Below are 15,595 nucleotides of genomic sequence, written 5' to 3'. Positions count from 1 at the left end.
TAAAAAGCTAATTTATCCGCTTTTACGTAATGTCGACATTTTGGCGACAGCAAAGAGAAGAAGGAAAGCAGGCAAGAGAAGACAGGGCCCTAAGTAACGGCGTACCTCCGCCCTGGTGCTGGCATAAAAAAAGCGGAGAATGTTCTCTCCGCTTTAGTGACATACGTCCGTGCGATTAGCGGGTTAAATCGTCAAAAAACTTTTTCACGCCGTCAAAGAAGCTTTTGGAACGCGGGCTGTTGTGCTCGCCGCTGGGTCCACCAAAGCTCTCTTCCAGCTCACGCAGCAGCGCTTTTTGCTTGTCATTCAGGCTGACTGGGGTTTCCACCACGACACGGCACAGCAGGTCACCTACCGCACCACCGCGCACCGATTTCACACCGCGACCGCGCATACGGAACAGCTTACCGGTCTGAGTCTCTGCCGGTACCTTCAGCTTCACGCGTCCGTCCAGGGTAGGCACTTCTATCTCACCGCCCAGCGCCGCCATGGCAAAGTTGATCGGCACTTCGCAGTAGAGGTTGTTCTCTTCACGTTCAAAGATCGGGTGTTTTTTCACCGTCACCTGAACGTACAGATCGCCCGCGGGTGCGCCCTGCTCACCGGCTTCACCTTCACCGCTCAACCGAATACGGTCGCCCGTGTCGACGCCCGCCGGAATTTTCACCGACAGCGTTTTGGATTTCTCGACGCGGCCATGACCATGACAGGCGTTGCACGGATCTTTGATCACCGAACCCCGGCCATGACAGGTTGGACAGGCCTGCTGCACGGTGAAGAAGCCCTGACGCATTTGCACCTGGCCTGCGCCATGACAGGTCGAACAGGTTTGCGGTTTGGTCCCCGCTTTGGCACCGCTGCCGTGGCAGACATCGCACTCTTCTAACGTCGGAATACGGATCTCTTTGGTCACGCCGCGAACCGCTTCTTCCAGCGTCAGCTCCATGTTGTAGCGCAAATCTGAACCACGGGCTGCGCGCTGACGGCGGCCACCACCAAAGATGTCACCGAAAACGTCGCCAAAGATATCGCTGAAATCTGCACCGCCGCCGCCAAAGCCGCCGCCGAATCCACCTCCGCCCATACCGCCTTGTTCAAAGGCGGCATGACCGTACTGATCGTAGGCCGCGCGCTTCTGGGCGTCCGTTAAGATTTCGTAGGCTTCTTTTGCTTCTTTAAACTTGGTTTCGGCGTCTTTATCGCCTGGATTACGGTCCGGGTGATATTTCATCGCCAGGCGTTTGTACGCCTTTTTGATTTCACGCTCGTCTGCAGATTTGGCGACGCCTAAAATCTCGTAGTAATCACTCTTCGCCATTTATTTAGCCCTTAACATGATCGCACGGGCGTGGAGAAAACTCCTACGCCCGTGCTGGTTTCAACGGCTGTCAGGGCAACCGTCGCGCCCGGTCAGGGGCAATTATTTCTTATTGTCTTTTACTTCTTCGAATTCAGCATCGACCACATCGTCATCTTTCTTCGCTGACGCATCGTGGGCATCCGCTGCACCCGCCTGAGACTGCTGTGCGGCTTCCATCAGTTTGCTGGAAACTTCCATCAGCGCCTGCATTTTGGCATCGATCTCTGCTTTATCTTCGCCTTTCAGCGCCGTTTCCAGCGCGCTCAGCGCCGCTTCGATTGGGGCTTTGTCATCCGCTGACAGTTTGTCTCCCACTTCATCCAGCTGCTTACGTGTGCTGTGAGCGATCTGGTCACCCTGGTTGCGGGTCTGCACCAGCTCTTCGAACTTACGGTCAGATTCCGCGTTCGCTTCAGCATCACGCACCATTTTCGCAATCTCGTCCTCGTTCAGGCCGGAAGACGCTTTAATGGTGATCTTCTGCTCTTTACCGCTGTTTTTGTCCTTCGCTGATACGTGCAGGATACCATCCGCATCGATGTCGAAGGTCACTTCGATCTGCGGCATACCGCGTGGCGCAGGCTGAATGCCGTCCAGGTTAAACTGGCCCAGTGACTTGTTGTCGCTGGCACGCTTACGCTCACCCTGCAGCACGTGAATCGTTACCGCAGACTGGTTGTCTTCTGCCGTCGAGAACACCTGGCTGTGCTTGGTTGGGATGGTGGTGTTCTTGCTGATCAGCGAAGTCATCACGCCGCCCATGGTTTCGATACCCAGTGACAGCGGAGTCACGTCCAGCAGCAGAACGTCTTTCACGTCGCCACCTAACACACCGCCCTGTACCGCAGCACCGACCGCAACCGCTTCATCCGGGTTCACGTCTTTACGTGGCTCTTTGCCAAAGAACTCAGTTACTTTAGCCTGAACCAGTGGCATACGTGTCTGACCACCCACCAGGATAACGTCGTTGATGTCCGAAACGGACAGGCCCGCATCCTGCAGTGCGACTTTCAGCGGCTCGATAGAGCGCGCAACCAGATCTTCAACCAGCGACTCCAGTTTAGAACGGGTCACTTTGATGTTCAGGTGCTTAGGACCGGTAGCATCCGCCGTAATGTACGGCAGGTTAACATCGGTCTGCTGCGCAGAAGACAGCTCGATCTTGGCTTTCTCGGCCGCTTCTTTCAGGCGCTGCATCGCCAGTGGATCGTTGTGCAGATCGATGCCCTGGTCTTTCTTAAATTCTGCCACCAGATAGTTGATCAGGCGGCTGTCGAAGTCTTCACCACCCAGGTGCGTATCACCGTTGGTTGCCAGAACTTCAAAGGTCTTTTCGCCATCAACGTCGTCGATTTCGATGATAGAGATATCGAAGGTACCGCCACCCAGGTCATAAACTGCGATGGTGCGGTTGCCCTGGCCTTTATCCAGGCCGTACGCCAGCGCTGCTGCCGTCGGTTCGTTGATGATACGTTTGACTTCCAGACCTGCGATACGGCCAGCATCTTTGGTTGCCTGACGCTGAGCATCGTTGAAGTAAGCCGGAACGGTGATAACCGCTTCAGTTACGGGCTCACCCAGGAAATCTTCAGCCGTTTTCTTCATTTTTTTCAGCACTTCCGCAGAAATCTGCGGCGGTGCCATTTTCTGGCCTTTCACTTCCAGCCATGCGTCGCCGTTATCAGCACCCACAATTTTGTAAGGCATGATTTTGATATCACGCTGTACTTCTTCGTCCTGGAAGCGACGGCCAATCAGACGCTTGATCGCAAACAGGGTATTCTGCGGGTTGGTCACAGCCTGACGTTTAGCCGGTTGTCCGACCAGAGTTTCACCATCCTGTGTGTAAGCGATGATCGAAGGCGTGGTGCGATCGCCTTCGGCGTTCTCAAGCACACGCGCTTTGGTGCCGTCCATGACCGCAACACAAGAGTTGGTTGTACCCAGGTCAATACCAATAATCTTACCCATCTAAACATCTCCCACTTAAATTCGTTGCCAGTTTGGGTTGTGAACCTTTTATGTGGGCAGGTTGATGACATTCAACCCGACCTCACATGCTTTTTTTCCAACGTCCACAACGCTCGATGACAAGTAAATGGGGTCGCTTAGAAGCGCATCAAGGGTTAAATGAAAAAAAATTTTCAACGGCCGCTCAGGCTGCCTTAACCAAGATAATAAACTGACGCGCTCCCTGACGAGAGTGCGGCAAAATGCCGCCTCGAAACAGTCCACGTTTCGGTTCTGTTCATCCATACAATGGGCAGTCCGGGTACGGTACGCTTTTATCTGGCGCAGGGCGCGGCGGCGAGCATCAGACTGCACGCCGCGGCTGGCAGAGAAAAAGAAAGCGCGGAGCCGGGCTCCGCGTACAGGGTTCAGGCCTGATTGATGCCTTCACTCAGGCAAGGCTCGTGGCTGATATCCTGTCTCAGCCAGACGCTGACGATCAGTCCCACCAGCGCCAGCGCCATGACATACCAGCCAGGCGCCAGGGGAGACACATTCATTAGCAATGTTACGCAAATCGGCGTCAGCCCGCCAAACACCGCATAGGAAAGGTTGTAGGAAAAAGACAGGCCGGTGAAGCGAACCTCGGCGGGGAACGCGCGCACCATGACAAAGGGCACAATCCCGACAACACCCACGCTAAGACCTGCCAGCCCGTAAAGCAAAAACAGGTAATCGGGATGCTGCGGTGCCAGCGAATAGAACAGCCCGCTGCACAGTGCGAGCAATACGCTTCCTGTGCTTAATATCCGGCTGGTACCGAAGCGGTCCACCAGCAGTCCGGATACGATACAGCCCACACACAGCATAATAATCGCAATGCTGTTGGCTTTTAAGGTCAGCGCCGGCACCATTCCATGCTGTTTCTGCAACCAGACCGGTGCCATCAAAATCACCACAACGATACAGGCCGACAGCATCCAGGTCAGCAGAATTGAAATCGCTACCGATTTTCGATGTTTCATGACCACGGTTTTCAGCGGCAGTTCCTGCGCCAGCGTTTTGCGCTGCTGCATCTCCACGAAAACCGGCGTTTCATGCAGCCAGCGGCGTAAATACATGGCGCCTAAGCCAAACGCCCCGCCCAGAAAGAAAGGAATGCGCCAGCCACCATCGTGAATCGCCTGCTGCGTCAGCGTTGTATTAATTAAGGTTGCCACCACCGATCCCAACAGGATGCCAATCGTCAGGCCGGCGGTCAGCGTGCCGCAGGCAATACCAATGCGTTTGTAAGGTACATGCTCCGCCACAAACACCCATGCACCAGGCACTTCACCACCGATAGCCGCCCCCTGCAGCATGCGCAGAAGCAGCATCAACAGCGGCGCGACAAGACCAATCGACGACCAGGTGGGCAACGCGCCCATTGCCAGGGTGGGTAAGGCCATCAGCAATATGCTCAGGCTGAACATTTTTTTACGGCCCACTTTGTCGCCAAAGTGCGCCATGATGATGCCACCAAGCGGACGCGCCAGATAACCCGCGGCAAAAATGGCGAACGTCTGTAACTGGCGAAGCCAGTCGGGGATATCGGCGGGAAAGAAGAGTTCACCGATAACGGCGGCGAAAAAAACGAAGATGATAAAGTCGTAAAATTCCAGCGCGCCACCCAGCGCAGCCAGTGCCAGCGTTTTATAGTCCTGAGGTTTCAGGCGCGGCGTCTCAAGTGTGGTCATAGGCGTCCAGAGATAAAGAGAACGGTTGTAAAGCTGTGCTTACTATACCGTCAATTTATCACCACACCAGCCAGGCTGTAGCTTATTCCTGAAAAGCAGAATATTTAGTTATTTATCTCACGTATGGCGCTTTTTGGGCGAAAAGCTGCTACACATTCCGCGTGGGTTTCGACATAAGGTCCGTCGAGCAACTGTAAACAATAAGGTACAGCTGCAAAAATACCTGGGACCAGGACGTTGCCCTGCGCGTCTTTCAGCCCCTCCAGCGTTTCTTTAATGGATTTCGGCTGACCGGGCAGGTTAAGGATCAGGGATTGTTTACGAATCACGCCCACCTGGCGCGATAGAATCGCGGTCGGCACAAACTTCAGGCTGATTTGCCGCATCTGCTCGCCAAATCCTGGCATCTCGCGATCGGCCACCGCTAACGTCGCATCCGGCGTCACATCACGACGTGCCGGACCGGTTCCACCGGTGGTCAGCACCAGATGACAGAAGCGTTCGTCCACCAGCTCGCAAATGGCCTGCTCAATCATGGGCTGCTCATCCGGAACCAGTCGCGTTTCCAGTTCAAAAGGCGTGCTGATCGCACCGCTCAGCCAGGCTTCCAGAGCCGGAATGCCCTGATCCTGATAAATGCCGTTCGCTGCGCGATCGGAAACCGAGATCAATCCGATACGTAATGTGTTCATGATGTTGTTCGCTGTGGTTTACCGCAGTGCGGTGATAAGGAAAGGACGTAGTGAAAAGAATAACAAACCGTGACGGAAAGGGAAAACCGTGGCGACGGTGCCGCCACGGTGAACGATTACAGCATTTCTGCCAGCATCTTCTCAAGTTTGCCCTGGTCGATGGCAAAGTTGCGGATACCTTCCGCCAGCTTGGTCACCGCCATCGGATCCTGGTTGTGCTGCCACAGGAACTCTGACTCGGTCATTTTCTCCGGACGCGCTTTCACTTCACCGCTGTAGCTCAGCTTACGCTCCAGCGTGCCCTCGCTTTCAGCCAGCTCCTTCAGCAGCGCAGGTGAAATGGTCAGACGGTCACAGCCAGCCAGCTCAATGATTTCACCGACGTTACGGAAGCTTGCCCCCATAACCACCGTTTCATAACCGTGTTGCTTGTAGTAGTTATAGATTTCAGAGACGGATACCACGCCTGGATCTTCGTGTGGCGCGTACTCTTTTTTATCGGTGTTCGCTTTGTACCAGTCGAGGATACGGCCTACAAAAGGCGAAATCAGATACACGCCCGCTTCCGCACAGGCACGCGCCTGGGCGAAGGAGAACAGCAGCGTCAGGTTACAGTTGATGCCTTCTTTTTCCAGCTGTTCTGCTGCACGAATACCCTGCCAGGTTGACGCCAGTTTGATCAGGATACGATCGTTGCTGATACCGGCATCGTTATACAGTTTGATCAGGCTGCGTGCCTTGGCAATGCTGGCTTCTGTGTCGTAAGAAAGACGCGCATCCACTTCGGTCGAAATGCGGCCCGGGACCAGTTTAAGGATTTCCAGACCAATGTTTACGGCCAGTTTGTCAGAGACCAGTTGCAGTTGTTGCTCTTTATCGTTGCTCTGCTGACGTGCCCACGCGATCGCTTCATCAATCAGTTTACGGTATTCAGGGATTTGAGCTGCGTTAAGAATCAGAGAAGGGTTGGTGGTGGCATCCTGGGGTTGATACAGCTTCATCGCTGCGATATCACCGGTGTCGGCCACTACGGTGGTCAGTTGACGCAGGGAGGTCAGTTTGTCCGTCATGTTCTTTTCTCTTAGTTAACTGTCAGGGTGATAAAAGGCTGTTGGGATAATATCACGCGGCAACGGCGGTGCAAGGTCGGGGAATGCCGTTTACGATAGCGCGAACGAATGGGAGTGATTTGCCGATCCTTGCGGCTTTTTTGCTACACTCGCAGCAACAATGACTGGCTCTCCCCTTTCTGAAAGGGACTTACTGAGGACGCGACGATGTTGATGGTGATCTCGCCCGCCAAAACGCTGGATTATGAAAGCCCCCTGGCCACGCAGCACTTTACCCAACCTGCCCTGTTAGAAAAGTCACAACAGTTGATTCAGATTGCGCGTACGCTGTCGCCTGCGCAGATCGCGTCATTAATGAGTATCAGCGATAAACTGGCCCATCTGAACGCTGAACGTTTCAACAGCTGGCATCCCGACTTCAGCCTGGACAATGCCCGTCAGGCTATTCTGGCGTTCAAAGGCGATGTCTACACCGGTTTGCAGGCTGAAACCTTTAGCGAACACGATTTCGACTTTGCGCAGCAACATCTGCGGATGCTGTCGGGCTTATACGGTTTACTGCGTCCGCTGGATCTGATGCAGCCGTATCGCCTGGAGATGGGCATCAAGCTGGCGAATCCGGCAGGCCAGGATCTTTACAGCTTCTGGGGCGACCTGCTCACTGAAAAACTGAATGAAGCCCTTGCCCGCCAGGGCGATGACGTGTTGATTAATCTGGCGTCAGACGAATACTTCAAAGCGATCAAACCGAAAAAACTGCAGGCGCGCCTGATCAAGCCGGTGTTTCTGGATGAGAAAAACGGCAAGTATAAAGTCATCAGTTTCTATGCGAAGAAGGCCCGGGGATTGATGAGCCGCTTTATTATTCAGCAGCGCCTGACCCAACCTGAGCAGTTAACCCGGTTTGACCTTGAGGGTTATCGGTTTGCAGCAGAGGAAAGCAGAGACAACGAACTGGTGTTTAAACGCGCCGAACAGTAAACCTGCCCGACGCGCGACTGAATGCAGGAAGGTGGCACGAGCCACCTTTCTTTTATTTCAGCAAAAAGGCACGCAGTGAGGCAAAATCTGCCTTCATGGTATGCGACAGCAACGGCAGATCGGCACGCTCTGCCAGTTCAGTCGGCAGCGCCAGCTTCTGCTCCAGAATACTTTCCACGCTCTCCAGGAACTTCGCCGGGTGCGCCGTGCCAAGGAATAAGCCGTACTCGCCGTCCTGTAACTGGTCACGCAGCAAGCGCCAGGCAATCGCCGCGTGCGGCTCTGATACGTAACCCAGTTTCGCCAGATCACGCATCGCTTCGCGCGTCACCGCGTCGGATACCGCGCCGTAGGCTAAATCACTCAGGCGCCAGGTTTTGCGACGGAACAGCTCCTCAACGCGCGGCCAGTTATTCGGCTGGCTCACATCCATGGCGTTCGACAATGTCGCGACGGTCGCGTTAGGCTGCCATTCGCCGTTGCCAAGAAAGCGCGGCACCGTGTCATTGGCATTCGTTGCCGCAATAAACCGCTTGATCGGCAGCCCAAGTGACTTCGCCAGCAGACCTGCCGTCAAATCACCAAAGTTGCCACTTGGTACAGAGACGACCAGTTGATTACGTTTTTCCTGCGGCAGTTGCGCGACGGCTTCAAAGTAATAACAAATCTGCGCCAGCAGACGGCTGATATTAATGGAGTTGGCTGAGTTCAGGCCGATAGCTTTCTTCAGTTCCTGATCATCAAAGGCCTGTTTGACCAATGCCTGGCAGGCATCAAAATCGCCGTCAATCGCAATGGTTTCGATGTTGCCGCCCAGCGTACAGAACAATTTCTCCTGCAACGGGCTGATTTTGCCCTGCGGATACAGGATCACGACGCGCACATTTTCCATGCCGTAAAACGCATGGGCGACGGCGGCACCGGTATCGCCAGAGGTTGCCGTCAGAATCGTGATCTGCTCATCTGAACCACTTACATAGGACAGCATCTGCGCCATAAAACGGCCGCCAAAGTCTTTGAACGCCAGGGTTGGGCCGTGGAACAGTTCAAGACAGGCGACATCATCGGTCACCGCTTTGATCGGTGCCGGAAAGGTAAAGGCCGTTTTCAGGCGTTCAGTCAGGTGCGCCGCCGGCACTTCGTCGCCAATATAGGCAGAGAGGATTTTGCTGCTGCGTGTAACAAAATCCATCTCCAGCATGGCATCGATGTCGGTCAGTTCAAATTCAGGCAGCTCAAGCGGGAAAAACAGCCCTTGCTGTGAACCCAGACCTTGTTTCACCGCCTGGGCGAAGCTGACCTGCTCGTTATGATCCTTAAGATTGTAGAGTTTCATGCGTTATCCCAGTTTACGTGCGCCAGCCGTATCAAGACGGCAGATATGGACGAAGCCTTCATCGTTCTGCAGATAGTGCTGGCTCAGCCAGTCGGCCATCTGCTGTGCCGTTTCCATCTGGTTGCAAATGGCAAAGAGCGTGGGGCCAGAGCCCGAAATACCGCAGGCCAGCGCCCCGATATCCTGAGCAGCCTGACGTGCCTGGGCAAAGCCCGGTAACAGCTGAGTCCGGTACGGCTCAGCAATCACATCCTGCATCAGTTTAGCCGCCAGCGCGGGTTGGCGCGTATGGCAGGCATGAATGAATCCGGCCAGCAGTCGGCCGTGCTTGATGCAGTCCTGCTTCGCGTACTGCGCCGGTAAAATCGCCCGCGCCTCCGCTGTTGACACTTTGATGCCCGGATAGGCCATCACCCACAGCCAGTCGTCAAAGCCTGGCACCGCCTGGGTAATGATCCCATTTTCCTCGATCATCAGTTGAATCCCGCCAAGGAAGCACGGCGCGACATTATCGTAATGCACGCTACCGGAAATGCGCCCTTCCAGCTCCCCCATTAACGTCAGGAGTTGGTTGTCATCCAGCGGTTTGCCACAAAATTCGTTCATGGCCATCAGACCCGCAACCACGGAACAGGCGCTGGAGCCCAGCCCCGAGCCTATAGGCATGTTTTTTTCCAGCGTGATCGCCACCGGCACGCTTTTGCCAATGGCTTCGCAGAACCGCTCCCAGCACTGATAAACGATATTCTCTTTAGGATCGCTGGGCAGTTTACTGACAAAGCGGCCAGTATTGCTCAGGCTAAAGCTGTCGGCCGCCTCGACCGAGACGCAATCTCCCAGCAATGAACCATCCACTGGCGAGACCGCCGCGCCCAGCACATCAAAGCCCACGCTGACATTGCCTATTGAGGCCGGCGCATGAATTTTTACCATCATTACACTCCCAACTTCCACGACAGTGTGCGCAGCAGATCGGCGAACACGCCCGCTGCTGTCACGTCATTTCCTGCACCGTATCCGCGCAACACCAACGGAATGGGCTGATAATAGCGGCTGTAGAACGCCAGTGCATTCTCACCGTTTTTCACTTTAAAAAGCGGATCGTTACTGTCTACTGCCTCGATCTTGACTTTGCACGCCCCGCCTTCTTCGATCACGCCGACCAGACGCAACACTTTGCCTGCCTCACGCGCCTGCGCCACTCGGGCGGCAATCGCCGCATCGACGTCGGGCAGTTGCTGCATAAACTGCTCAACATCGGCGATGGCGGTCAGGTGCGCTGGCAGCAACGGCTCAATCTCAATGTCGTGCATTTCGTGTTGATAGCCGGCTTCGCGGGCCAGAATGAGCAGCTTACGCGCGACATCCGTGCCGGATAAATCGTCACGCGGATCCGGCTCAGTGAATCCCATTTCGCGCGCCATGCGCGTGGCCTCCGACAGCGAGACACCTTCATCCAGTTTGCCAAAAATATACGACAGCGATCCCGACAGAATACCGGAGAAGCGGATCAATTCATCGCCTGCATTCAGCAAATTTTGCAAATTTTCAATAACGGGCAAACCGGCGCCCACATTAGTGTCGTACAGGAACTTACGGCGCGATCCGGCAGCGGCGGCGCGCATCTTTTGGTAATATTCCCATGACGCGGTATTCGCCTTTTTATTCGGCGTCACTACGTGGAAGCCCTCAGCCAGGAAATCCGCGTACTGGTCGGCCACCGCCTGACTTGATGTGCAGTCCACAATGACCGGATTGAGCAAATGATACTCTTTTACCAGACGAATTAAGCGTCCCAGATTGAACGGCTCTTTGGCCTGCTCCATCTCGCCTTTCCAGTTACTGAGATCAATACCGTGTACATTGGTTAACAGCGCACGGGAATTGGCGATACCGCATACGCGCAAGTCGATATGCTTCTGTTTGAGCCAGGCCTGCTGGCGATGCAACTGATCCAGCAGGGCGCCGCCCACACCGCCAACGCCCACCACGAAGACTTCAATCACCTGATCGGTGGCAAACAGCATCTGGTGCACCACGCGAACACCGGTGGTGGCGTCGTCATTGTTTACCACGACGGAAATTGATCGTTCAGACGAGCCCTGAGCAATCGCAATGATATTGATATTGGCCCGCGCCAGCGCAGAGAAGAACTTGGCTGAAATCCCGCGCAGGGTACGCATTCCGTCACCCACGACCGAGATCACCGCCAGATTTTCGATAACGTCCAGCGCATCCAGCAGACCATCTTTCAGTTCAAGATAGAATTCGTCCTCCAGCACGCGACGGGCGCGGGCCTGCTCGCTCTGAGGAACGCAGAAGCTGATGCTGTATTCAGACGAAGACTGGGTAATGAGCACCACAGAAATGCCGGTGCGCGACATGGTGGCAAAGACGCGGGCCGCCATGCCCACCATGCCTTTCATGCCCGGGCCGGAGACGTTAAACATCGCCATATTGTTCAGGTTGGTGATGCCTTTGACCGGATACTCATCCTGCTCGCCGTTGCCGCTAATCAGCGTACCTGGCGCCTGGGGATTAGCCGTGTTTTTGATCAGGCAAGGGATTTGAAACTGCGCGATAGGTGCGATAGTGCGAGGATGCAGAACTTTGGCCCCGAAATAGGACAGCTCCATTGCTTCCTGGTAAGACATGGATTTGAGCAGGCGCGCGTCCGGAACCTGGCGCGGATCGCAGGTATAAACCCCGTCCACATCGGTCCAGATCTCACAGCAATCGGCCCGCAGGCAGGCCGCCAGCACCGCCGCTGAATAGTCAGAACCGTTGCGGCCCAGCACCACCAGTTCACCCCGTTCGTTACCGGCGGTGAAACCAGCCATCAGGATCATGTTTTCTGTTGGGATCTGACTGGCTTCAATGCGGCGGGTTGACTCGGCGATATCCACGGTTGATTCCAGATAATGACCGATGGCCAGCAGTTTTTCGACCGGGTCGATCACGCTGACGCCATAGCCACGGGCTTCTAACAGCTTTTCCATAATGGCAATGGAGAGCTTCTCGCCCCGACAGATAATGGCCGCATTGACGCTGTCAGGGCACTGTCCTAACAGGCTGATGCCGTGCAGAACCTGTTTAAGTTGCGCAAATTCGCTGTCAACACGGCTTTTCAGCCCCTCATAGTCGAAACCGGGTTGTGCCTCGGCCAGCCCCTGCAGCAGTTCTGCGAAGATGCGCGTCGCATCACTCAAATTGGGCAACGCATCCTGACCGCTGATGGTTTTTTCAATCATCGCAACCAGGTGGTTGGTAATCTTTGCAGGTGCAGAAAGCACGGTAGCAACCTGTCCCTGTTGCGCATTACTTTCCAGAATATCGGCGACGCGCAGAAAACGCTCTGCATTGGCCACCGAGGTCCCACCGAATTTCAGCACTCGCATGATGTCAACTCTCCTGATTTTGAGTCAAAAAAAAACCCGCACTCGTGAGGTGCGGGCTTCTTTTTTTGTTTTTCCTGGATGCGTCAGCCCGCCCCGTTACCCATGGTAATGGTGGTGGTAATAATTGTGGTGTTCAGGCTGTGATTACGCATTCAGATTTATTTTCTGTCTGTCATTGATTGTCCGTCTGGTTCTAAGAAGTAAATCAAAGCGCACATCAAGTCAACGGTTTTATCCTTTGCGCAAAAAAAACTCGCCATGCTTAGCGTGTGATTGCAGGAAAAAAACCTGGCGAATCGTTTGGTATCGTGCGCTTAATTAACATCTGTCACTAAATAGTTACGCATTCCCCGAGGATTTCTCTGCGAGCTTTTTTTCCACATCATGTAACAGGCGATGCAGCATTGCACTGTCGCGCTGTTCCAGCAAACCAATACGCTGATTAATCCAGTCTGACATTTTGATGTCGTCGCTGACATCCAGTTGCTGGAGTAGCTGCGTCAGACGCTGGCGCAACGCATGCAATTGCTGCGCATCGGCAAGCGGCGTAACGGGCGCTGTGACCTGGTTAAGGGCCGCTAACTGATAACAGTACACCATCACCGCCTGCCCGAGATTTAATGAAGGATAGTCCTGCGCCATAGGGATCCCGGTGAGCAGGTCAACCTGATCCAGTTCCTCGTTGGTCAGCCCACTGTCTTCGCGACCAAACACCAGCGCCATACTGTTTACCCACTGCCGCTTTTCAAGCAACCGGGCTTCAACCTGCTGGGGCGTGGCGTAGTAACGGAACCTGGCGCGACTGCGCGCGGTGGTGGCGACGGAAAAATCGATATCCGCCAGCGCATCAGCCAGCGTAGCAAATGTTTTCACGTTATCCAGGATGTCCCCCGCGCCGTGCGCCACACGGCGTGCAGCCGGGTCCTGCCAGGCATCGCTGGCGACAATGCGCAGTTCACTAAAACCCATGGTTTTCATGGCACGGGCCGCTGCGCCGATATTTTCCGGCCGGGCGGGCGAGACGAGGATAAGAGGAAAAAGCATGATCATTCCATCAGTAAATGTAGACGGTGCAGTGTAACATGTAGCGTGATATTAAGAGGTATAAGCTTTGAGGTTAACACCCTGAAATACATGTTAAAACACGTTAAAAAAAGCCATTGCGTCCTTTTTTATCATAAAGTGCACATTATCAGAAACTTCAAAATAAAAGCCTTTCAATTCAGCCCCCTGTGATAGTAAGTTTCTAACATCCCGTTTTGTGCTGTGCTGTGCCTGTCGGTACAAAAATGACGTGTAATCGCCTTCTGCGTCAATTTTTCGGGATGTTTTTCACAGAAATGTTAACGTGCTACAATTGCATTTGATATAAGTCAACGAAGCGTTGTTTTTATGCTTAGCAGTTGTTGTTATTGCTGTTAGGTTGCTGTTAAGACAGTTAGTATATGTTTCAATTTATTATTCCGCAGGGCATGGAATTGTCGTTACGGCTGGCTGAGCGAACACGGTTGTTGACCTTGATAAAAGCTTATCACAATGACTTTCGTACAACGGTTCAGCAAAGCTTGCCGTTCTCCGCACTGGAGAGCACCTAACCGCTGTACGCCCTGTTTTCAATTTAGTTGGCAAAATTAGGTAGCTAAACATGCAGACCCCGCACATTCTCATCGTTGAAGACGAACTGGTCACGCGTAATACCCTCAAAAGTATTTTTGAGGCGGAAGGTTATGTCGTGTATGAAGCGACCGATGGTGCAGAAATGCATCAGGTATTGACCGACAATGATGTCAACCTAGTTATCATGGACATCAACCTGCCGGGCAAAAACGGCCTGTTACTGGCGCGTGAACTGCGTGAGCAAGCTAATGTGGCATTAATGTTCCTGACAGGACGCGATAACGAAGTTGATAAGATCCTTGGACTGGAAATTGGCGCAGACGACTACATCACGAAGCCATTTAATCCGCGTGAGTTAACTATTCGTGCACGTAATCTGCTGTTACGCACCATGAACTTACCGCTGCCTAATGAAGAGCGTCGTCAGGTCGAGAGCTATAAGTTCAACGGCTGGGAACTGGATATCAACAGCCGTTCATTGATCAATCCCAACGGTGAGCAGTACAAACTGCCGCGCAGCGAGTTCCGCGCCATGCTGCACTTCTGCGAAAATCCCGGCAAAATTCAGACCCGTGCTGATTTGCTGAAAAAAATGACCGGACGCGATCTGAAACCTCACGATCGTACCGTTGACGTCACCATCCGCCGTATTCGTAAACATTTCGAATCCACACCGGATACGCCAGAAATCATCGCTACCATTCACGGTGAAGGCTATCGTTTCTGCGGTGACCTGCAAGAGTAACGGCCTCAGAAAAACGCCCTTTCGGGCGTTTTTTATGCGTTAATGCCAGGGCATAATCGGCACGGCACTCAGCGCATTTTTCGGCGAACCATCCACCACCTTATCCGAATACGCCAGGTAGACCAGCGCATTGCGCTTGCTGTCAAAGAAGCGAACAACCTGCAACTTCTTAAAAATCAGGGAAGTACGCTGGCGAAACACAACGTCACCCTGCGCTTTTCCTTTGGCGATCTTATCACTTAACTCAACCGGTCCGGTTTGCTGACAGGAAATAGCGGCGTCAGACGTGTCCTCTGCGAGTCCCAGTCCGCCCTTAATCCCGCCCGTTTTCGCCCGACTGATATAGCAGGTTACATTTTTAACATCAGGATCATCGAACGCTTCCACCACAATTTTGTGGTCCGGCCCAAACATCTTAAATACGGTATCGACCGAGCCGATCTCTTCGGCCAGCAGCGAACTGGAAAATAGCAGACCAGCGAAGGTGGCGATCGCAAGACGAGTTATTGTCATGAGTTACCATTGCAAATGTAATAGATGAGCATGTAATGTACTGTCAATTGATACAATAACCAATGCAAAAAGGGTATAAACTCCCGCGTTAGTGAATAGTACAACTACCCCAATCAAAGCCGATCACGTCTTTACGCTATAAGTACTATTATTCGTCGACTTCATTTAGCTGCGCCACCAGAGTATGAGGATGTTTT

Annotated in this window: 13 protein-coding genes and 1 other annotated feature; of the genes, 2 read left to right on the top strand and 11 right to left on the bottom strand. The window is 53.6% G+C overall.

Features of this window, described 5'->3' with window-relative positions; translation table 11 throughout:
* Positions 1–175: 175 nt before the first annotated feature.
* From dnaJ to tal, 5 genes are all read right to left on the bottom strand, one after another.
* The gene (gene dnaJ / locus G5574_RS16855) at positions 176–1,318 is read right to left on the bottom strand and encodes a molecular chaperone DnaJ (RefSeq protein WP_006117631.1); all 1,143 of its coding nucleotides are present in this window, start codon (positions 1,316–1,318) and stop codon (positions 176–178) included.
* 102 nt (positions 1,319–1,420) lie between these two features.
* Positions 1,421–3,331 (bottom strand): molecular chaperone DnaK, encoded by a 1,911-nt coding sequence (gene dnaK, locus G5574_RS16850; protein WP_164482935.1) that lies wholly within the window; start codon positions 3,329–3,331, stop codon positions 1,421–1,423.
* A gap of 407 nt (positions 3,332–3,738) precedes the next feature.
* Positions 3,739–5,046, bottom strand: a complete 1,308-nt coding sequence (locus tag G5574_RS16845) for an MFS transporter (protein ID WP_164482934.1) — start codon at positions 5,044–5,046, stop codon at positions 3,739–3,741.
* Positions 5,047–5,150: 104 nt separating this feature from the next.
* Complete coding sequence (gene mog, locus G5574_RS16840) at positions 5,151–5,738, bottom strand: molybdopterin adenylyltransferase (RefSeq protein WP_006117627.1); 588 nt, start codon at positions 5,736–5,738, stop codon at positions 5,151–5,153.
* 116 nt (positions 5,739–5,854) lie between these two features.
* Positions 5,855–6,808 carry a transaldolase gene (tal, locus tag G5574_RS16835; RefSeq protein ID WP_033740221.1) on the bottom strand — a complete coding sequence of 318 codons (954 nt, stop codon included), beginning with the start codon at positions 6,806–6,808 and terminating at the stop codon, positions 5,855–5,857.
* Between the two features lie 207 nt (positions 6,809–7,015).
* Between tal and yaaA the strand changes: the two genes are divergently transcribed.
* Positions 7,016–7,789 (top strand): peroxide stress protein YaaA, encoded by a 774-nt coding sequence (gene yaaA / locus G5574_RS16830; RefSeq protein ID WP_054634518.1) that lies wholly within the window; start codon positions 7,016–7,018, stop codon positions 7,787–7,789.
* A gap of 52 nt (positions 7,790–7,841) precedes the next feature.
* Here the strand turns inward: yaaA and thrC are convergent, their stop codons facing one another.
* The 5 genes from thrC to G5574_RS16805 form a co-directional block, all read right to left on the bottom strand.
* Positions 7,842–9,125 (bottom strand): threonine synthase, encoded by a 1,284-nt coding sequence (gene thrC / locus G5574_RS16825; protein ID WP_006117624.1) that lies wholly within the window; start codon positions 9,123–9,125, stop codon positions 7,842–7,844.
* A 3-nt stretch (positions 9,126–9,128) separates the two neighbouring features.
* Complete coding sequence (gene thrB, locus G5574_RS16820) at positions 9,129–10,058, bottom strand: homoserine kinase (protein ID WP_006117623.1); 930 nt, start codon at positions 10,056–10,058, stop codon at positions 9,129–9,131.
* 2 nt (positions 10,059–10,060) lie between these two features.
* Positions 10,061–12,523 carry a bifunctional aspartate kinase/homoserine dehydrogenase I gene (gene thrA, locus G5574_RS16815; RefSeq protein WP_033740220.1) on the bottom strand — a complete coding sequence of 821 codons (2,463 nt, stop codon included), beginning with the start codon at positions 12,521–12,523 and terminating at the stop codon, positions 10,061–10,063.
* A gap of 25 nt (positions 12,524–12,548) precedes the next feature.
* Positions 12,549–12,668: a sequence feature (Thr leader region), on the bottom strand.
* On the bottom strand, positions 12,607–12,675 hold the full coding sequence (thrL, locus tag G5574_RS24050) for a thr operon leader peptide (protein WP_071988721.1): 69 nt from the start codon (positions 12,673–12,675) through the stop codon (positions 12,607–12,609). Its footprint overlaps the feature before it by 62 nt.
* Positions 12,676–12,862: 187 nt before the next feature.
* Positions 12,863–13,567 carry a tRNA/rRNA methyltransferase gene (locus G5574_RS16805; RefSeq protein WP_006117621.1) on the bottom strand — a complete coding sequence of 235 codons (705 nt, stop codon included), beginning with the start codon at positions 13,565–13,567 and terminating at the stop codon, positions 12,863–12,865.
* 601 nt (positions 13,568–14,168) lie between these two features.
* Here G5574_RS16805 and arcA point away from each other — a divergent pair.
* Positions 14,169–14,885, top strand: coding sequence for a two-component system response regulator ArcA (gene arcA / locus G5574_RS16800; protein WP_006117620.1), 717 nt, complete (start codon positions 14,169–14,171; stop codon positions 14,883–14,885).
* A 39-nt stretch (positions 14,886–14,924) separates the two neighbouring features.
* On the opposite strand, the gene creA is transcribed toward arcA, so the two are convergent.
* A complete protein-coding gene (gene creA, locus G5574_RS16795) occupies positions 14,925–15,398 on the bottom strand; it encodes a protein CreA (RefSeq protein WP_006117619.1) in 474 nt (157 codons plus the stop codon).
* Between the last annotated feature and the right edge of the window lie 197 nt (positions 15,399–15,595).

This window comes from Pantoea stewartii, from assembly GCF_011044475.1.
In the GTDB taxonomy this organism is placed as follows: domain Bacteria; phylum Pseudomonadota; class Gammaproteobacteria; order Enterobacterales; family Enterobacteriaceae; genus Pantoea; species Pantoea stewartii.
Note: the sequence above shows the minus strand (reverse complement) of the source record. Positions and strands in the feature narration are given on the sequence as shown.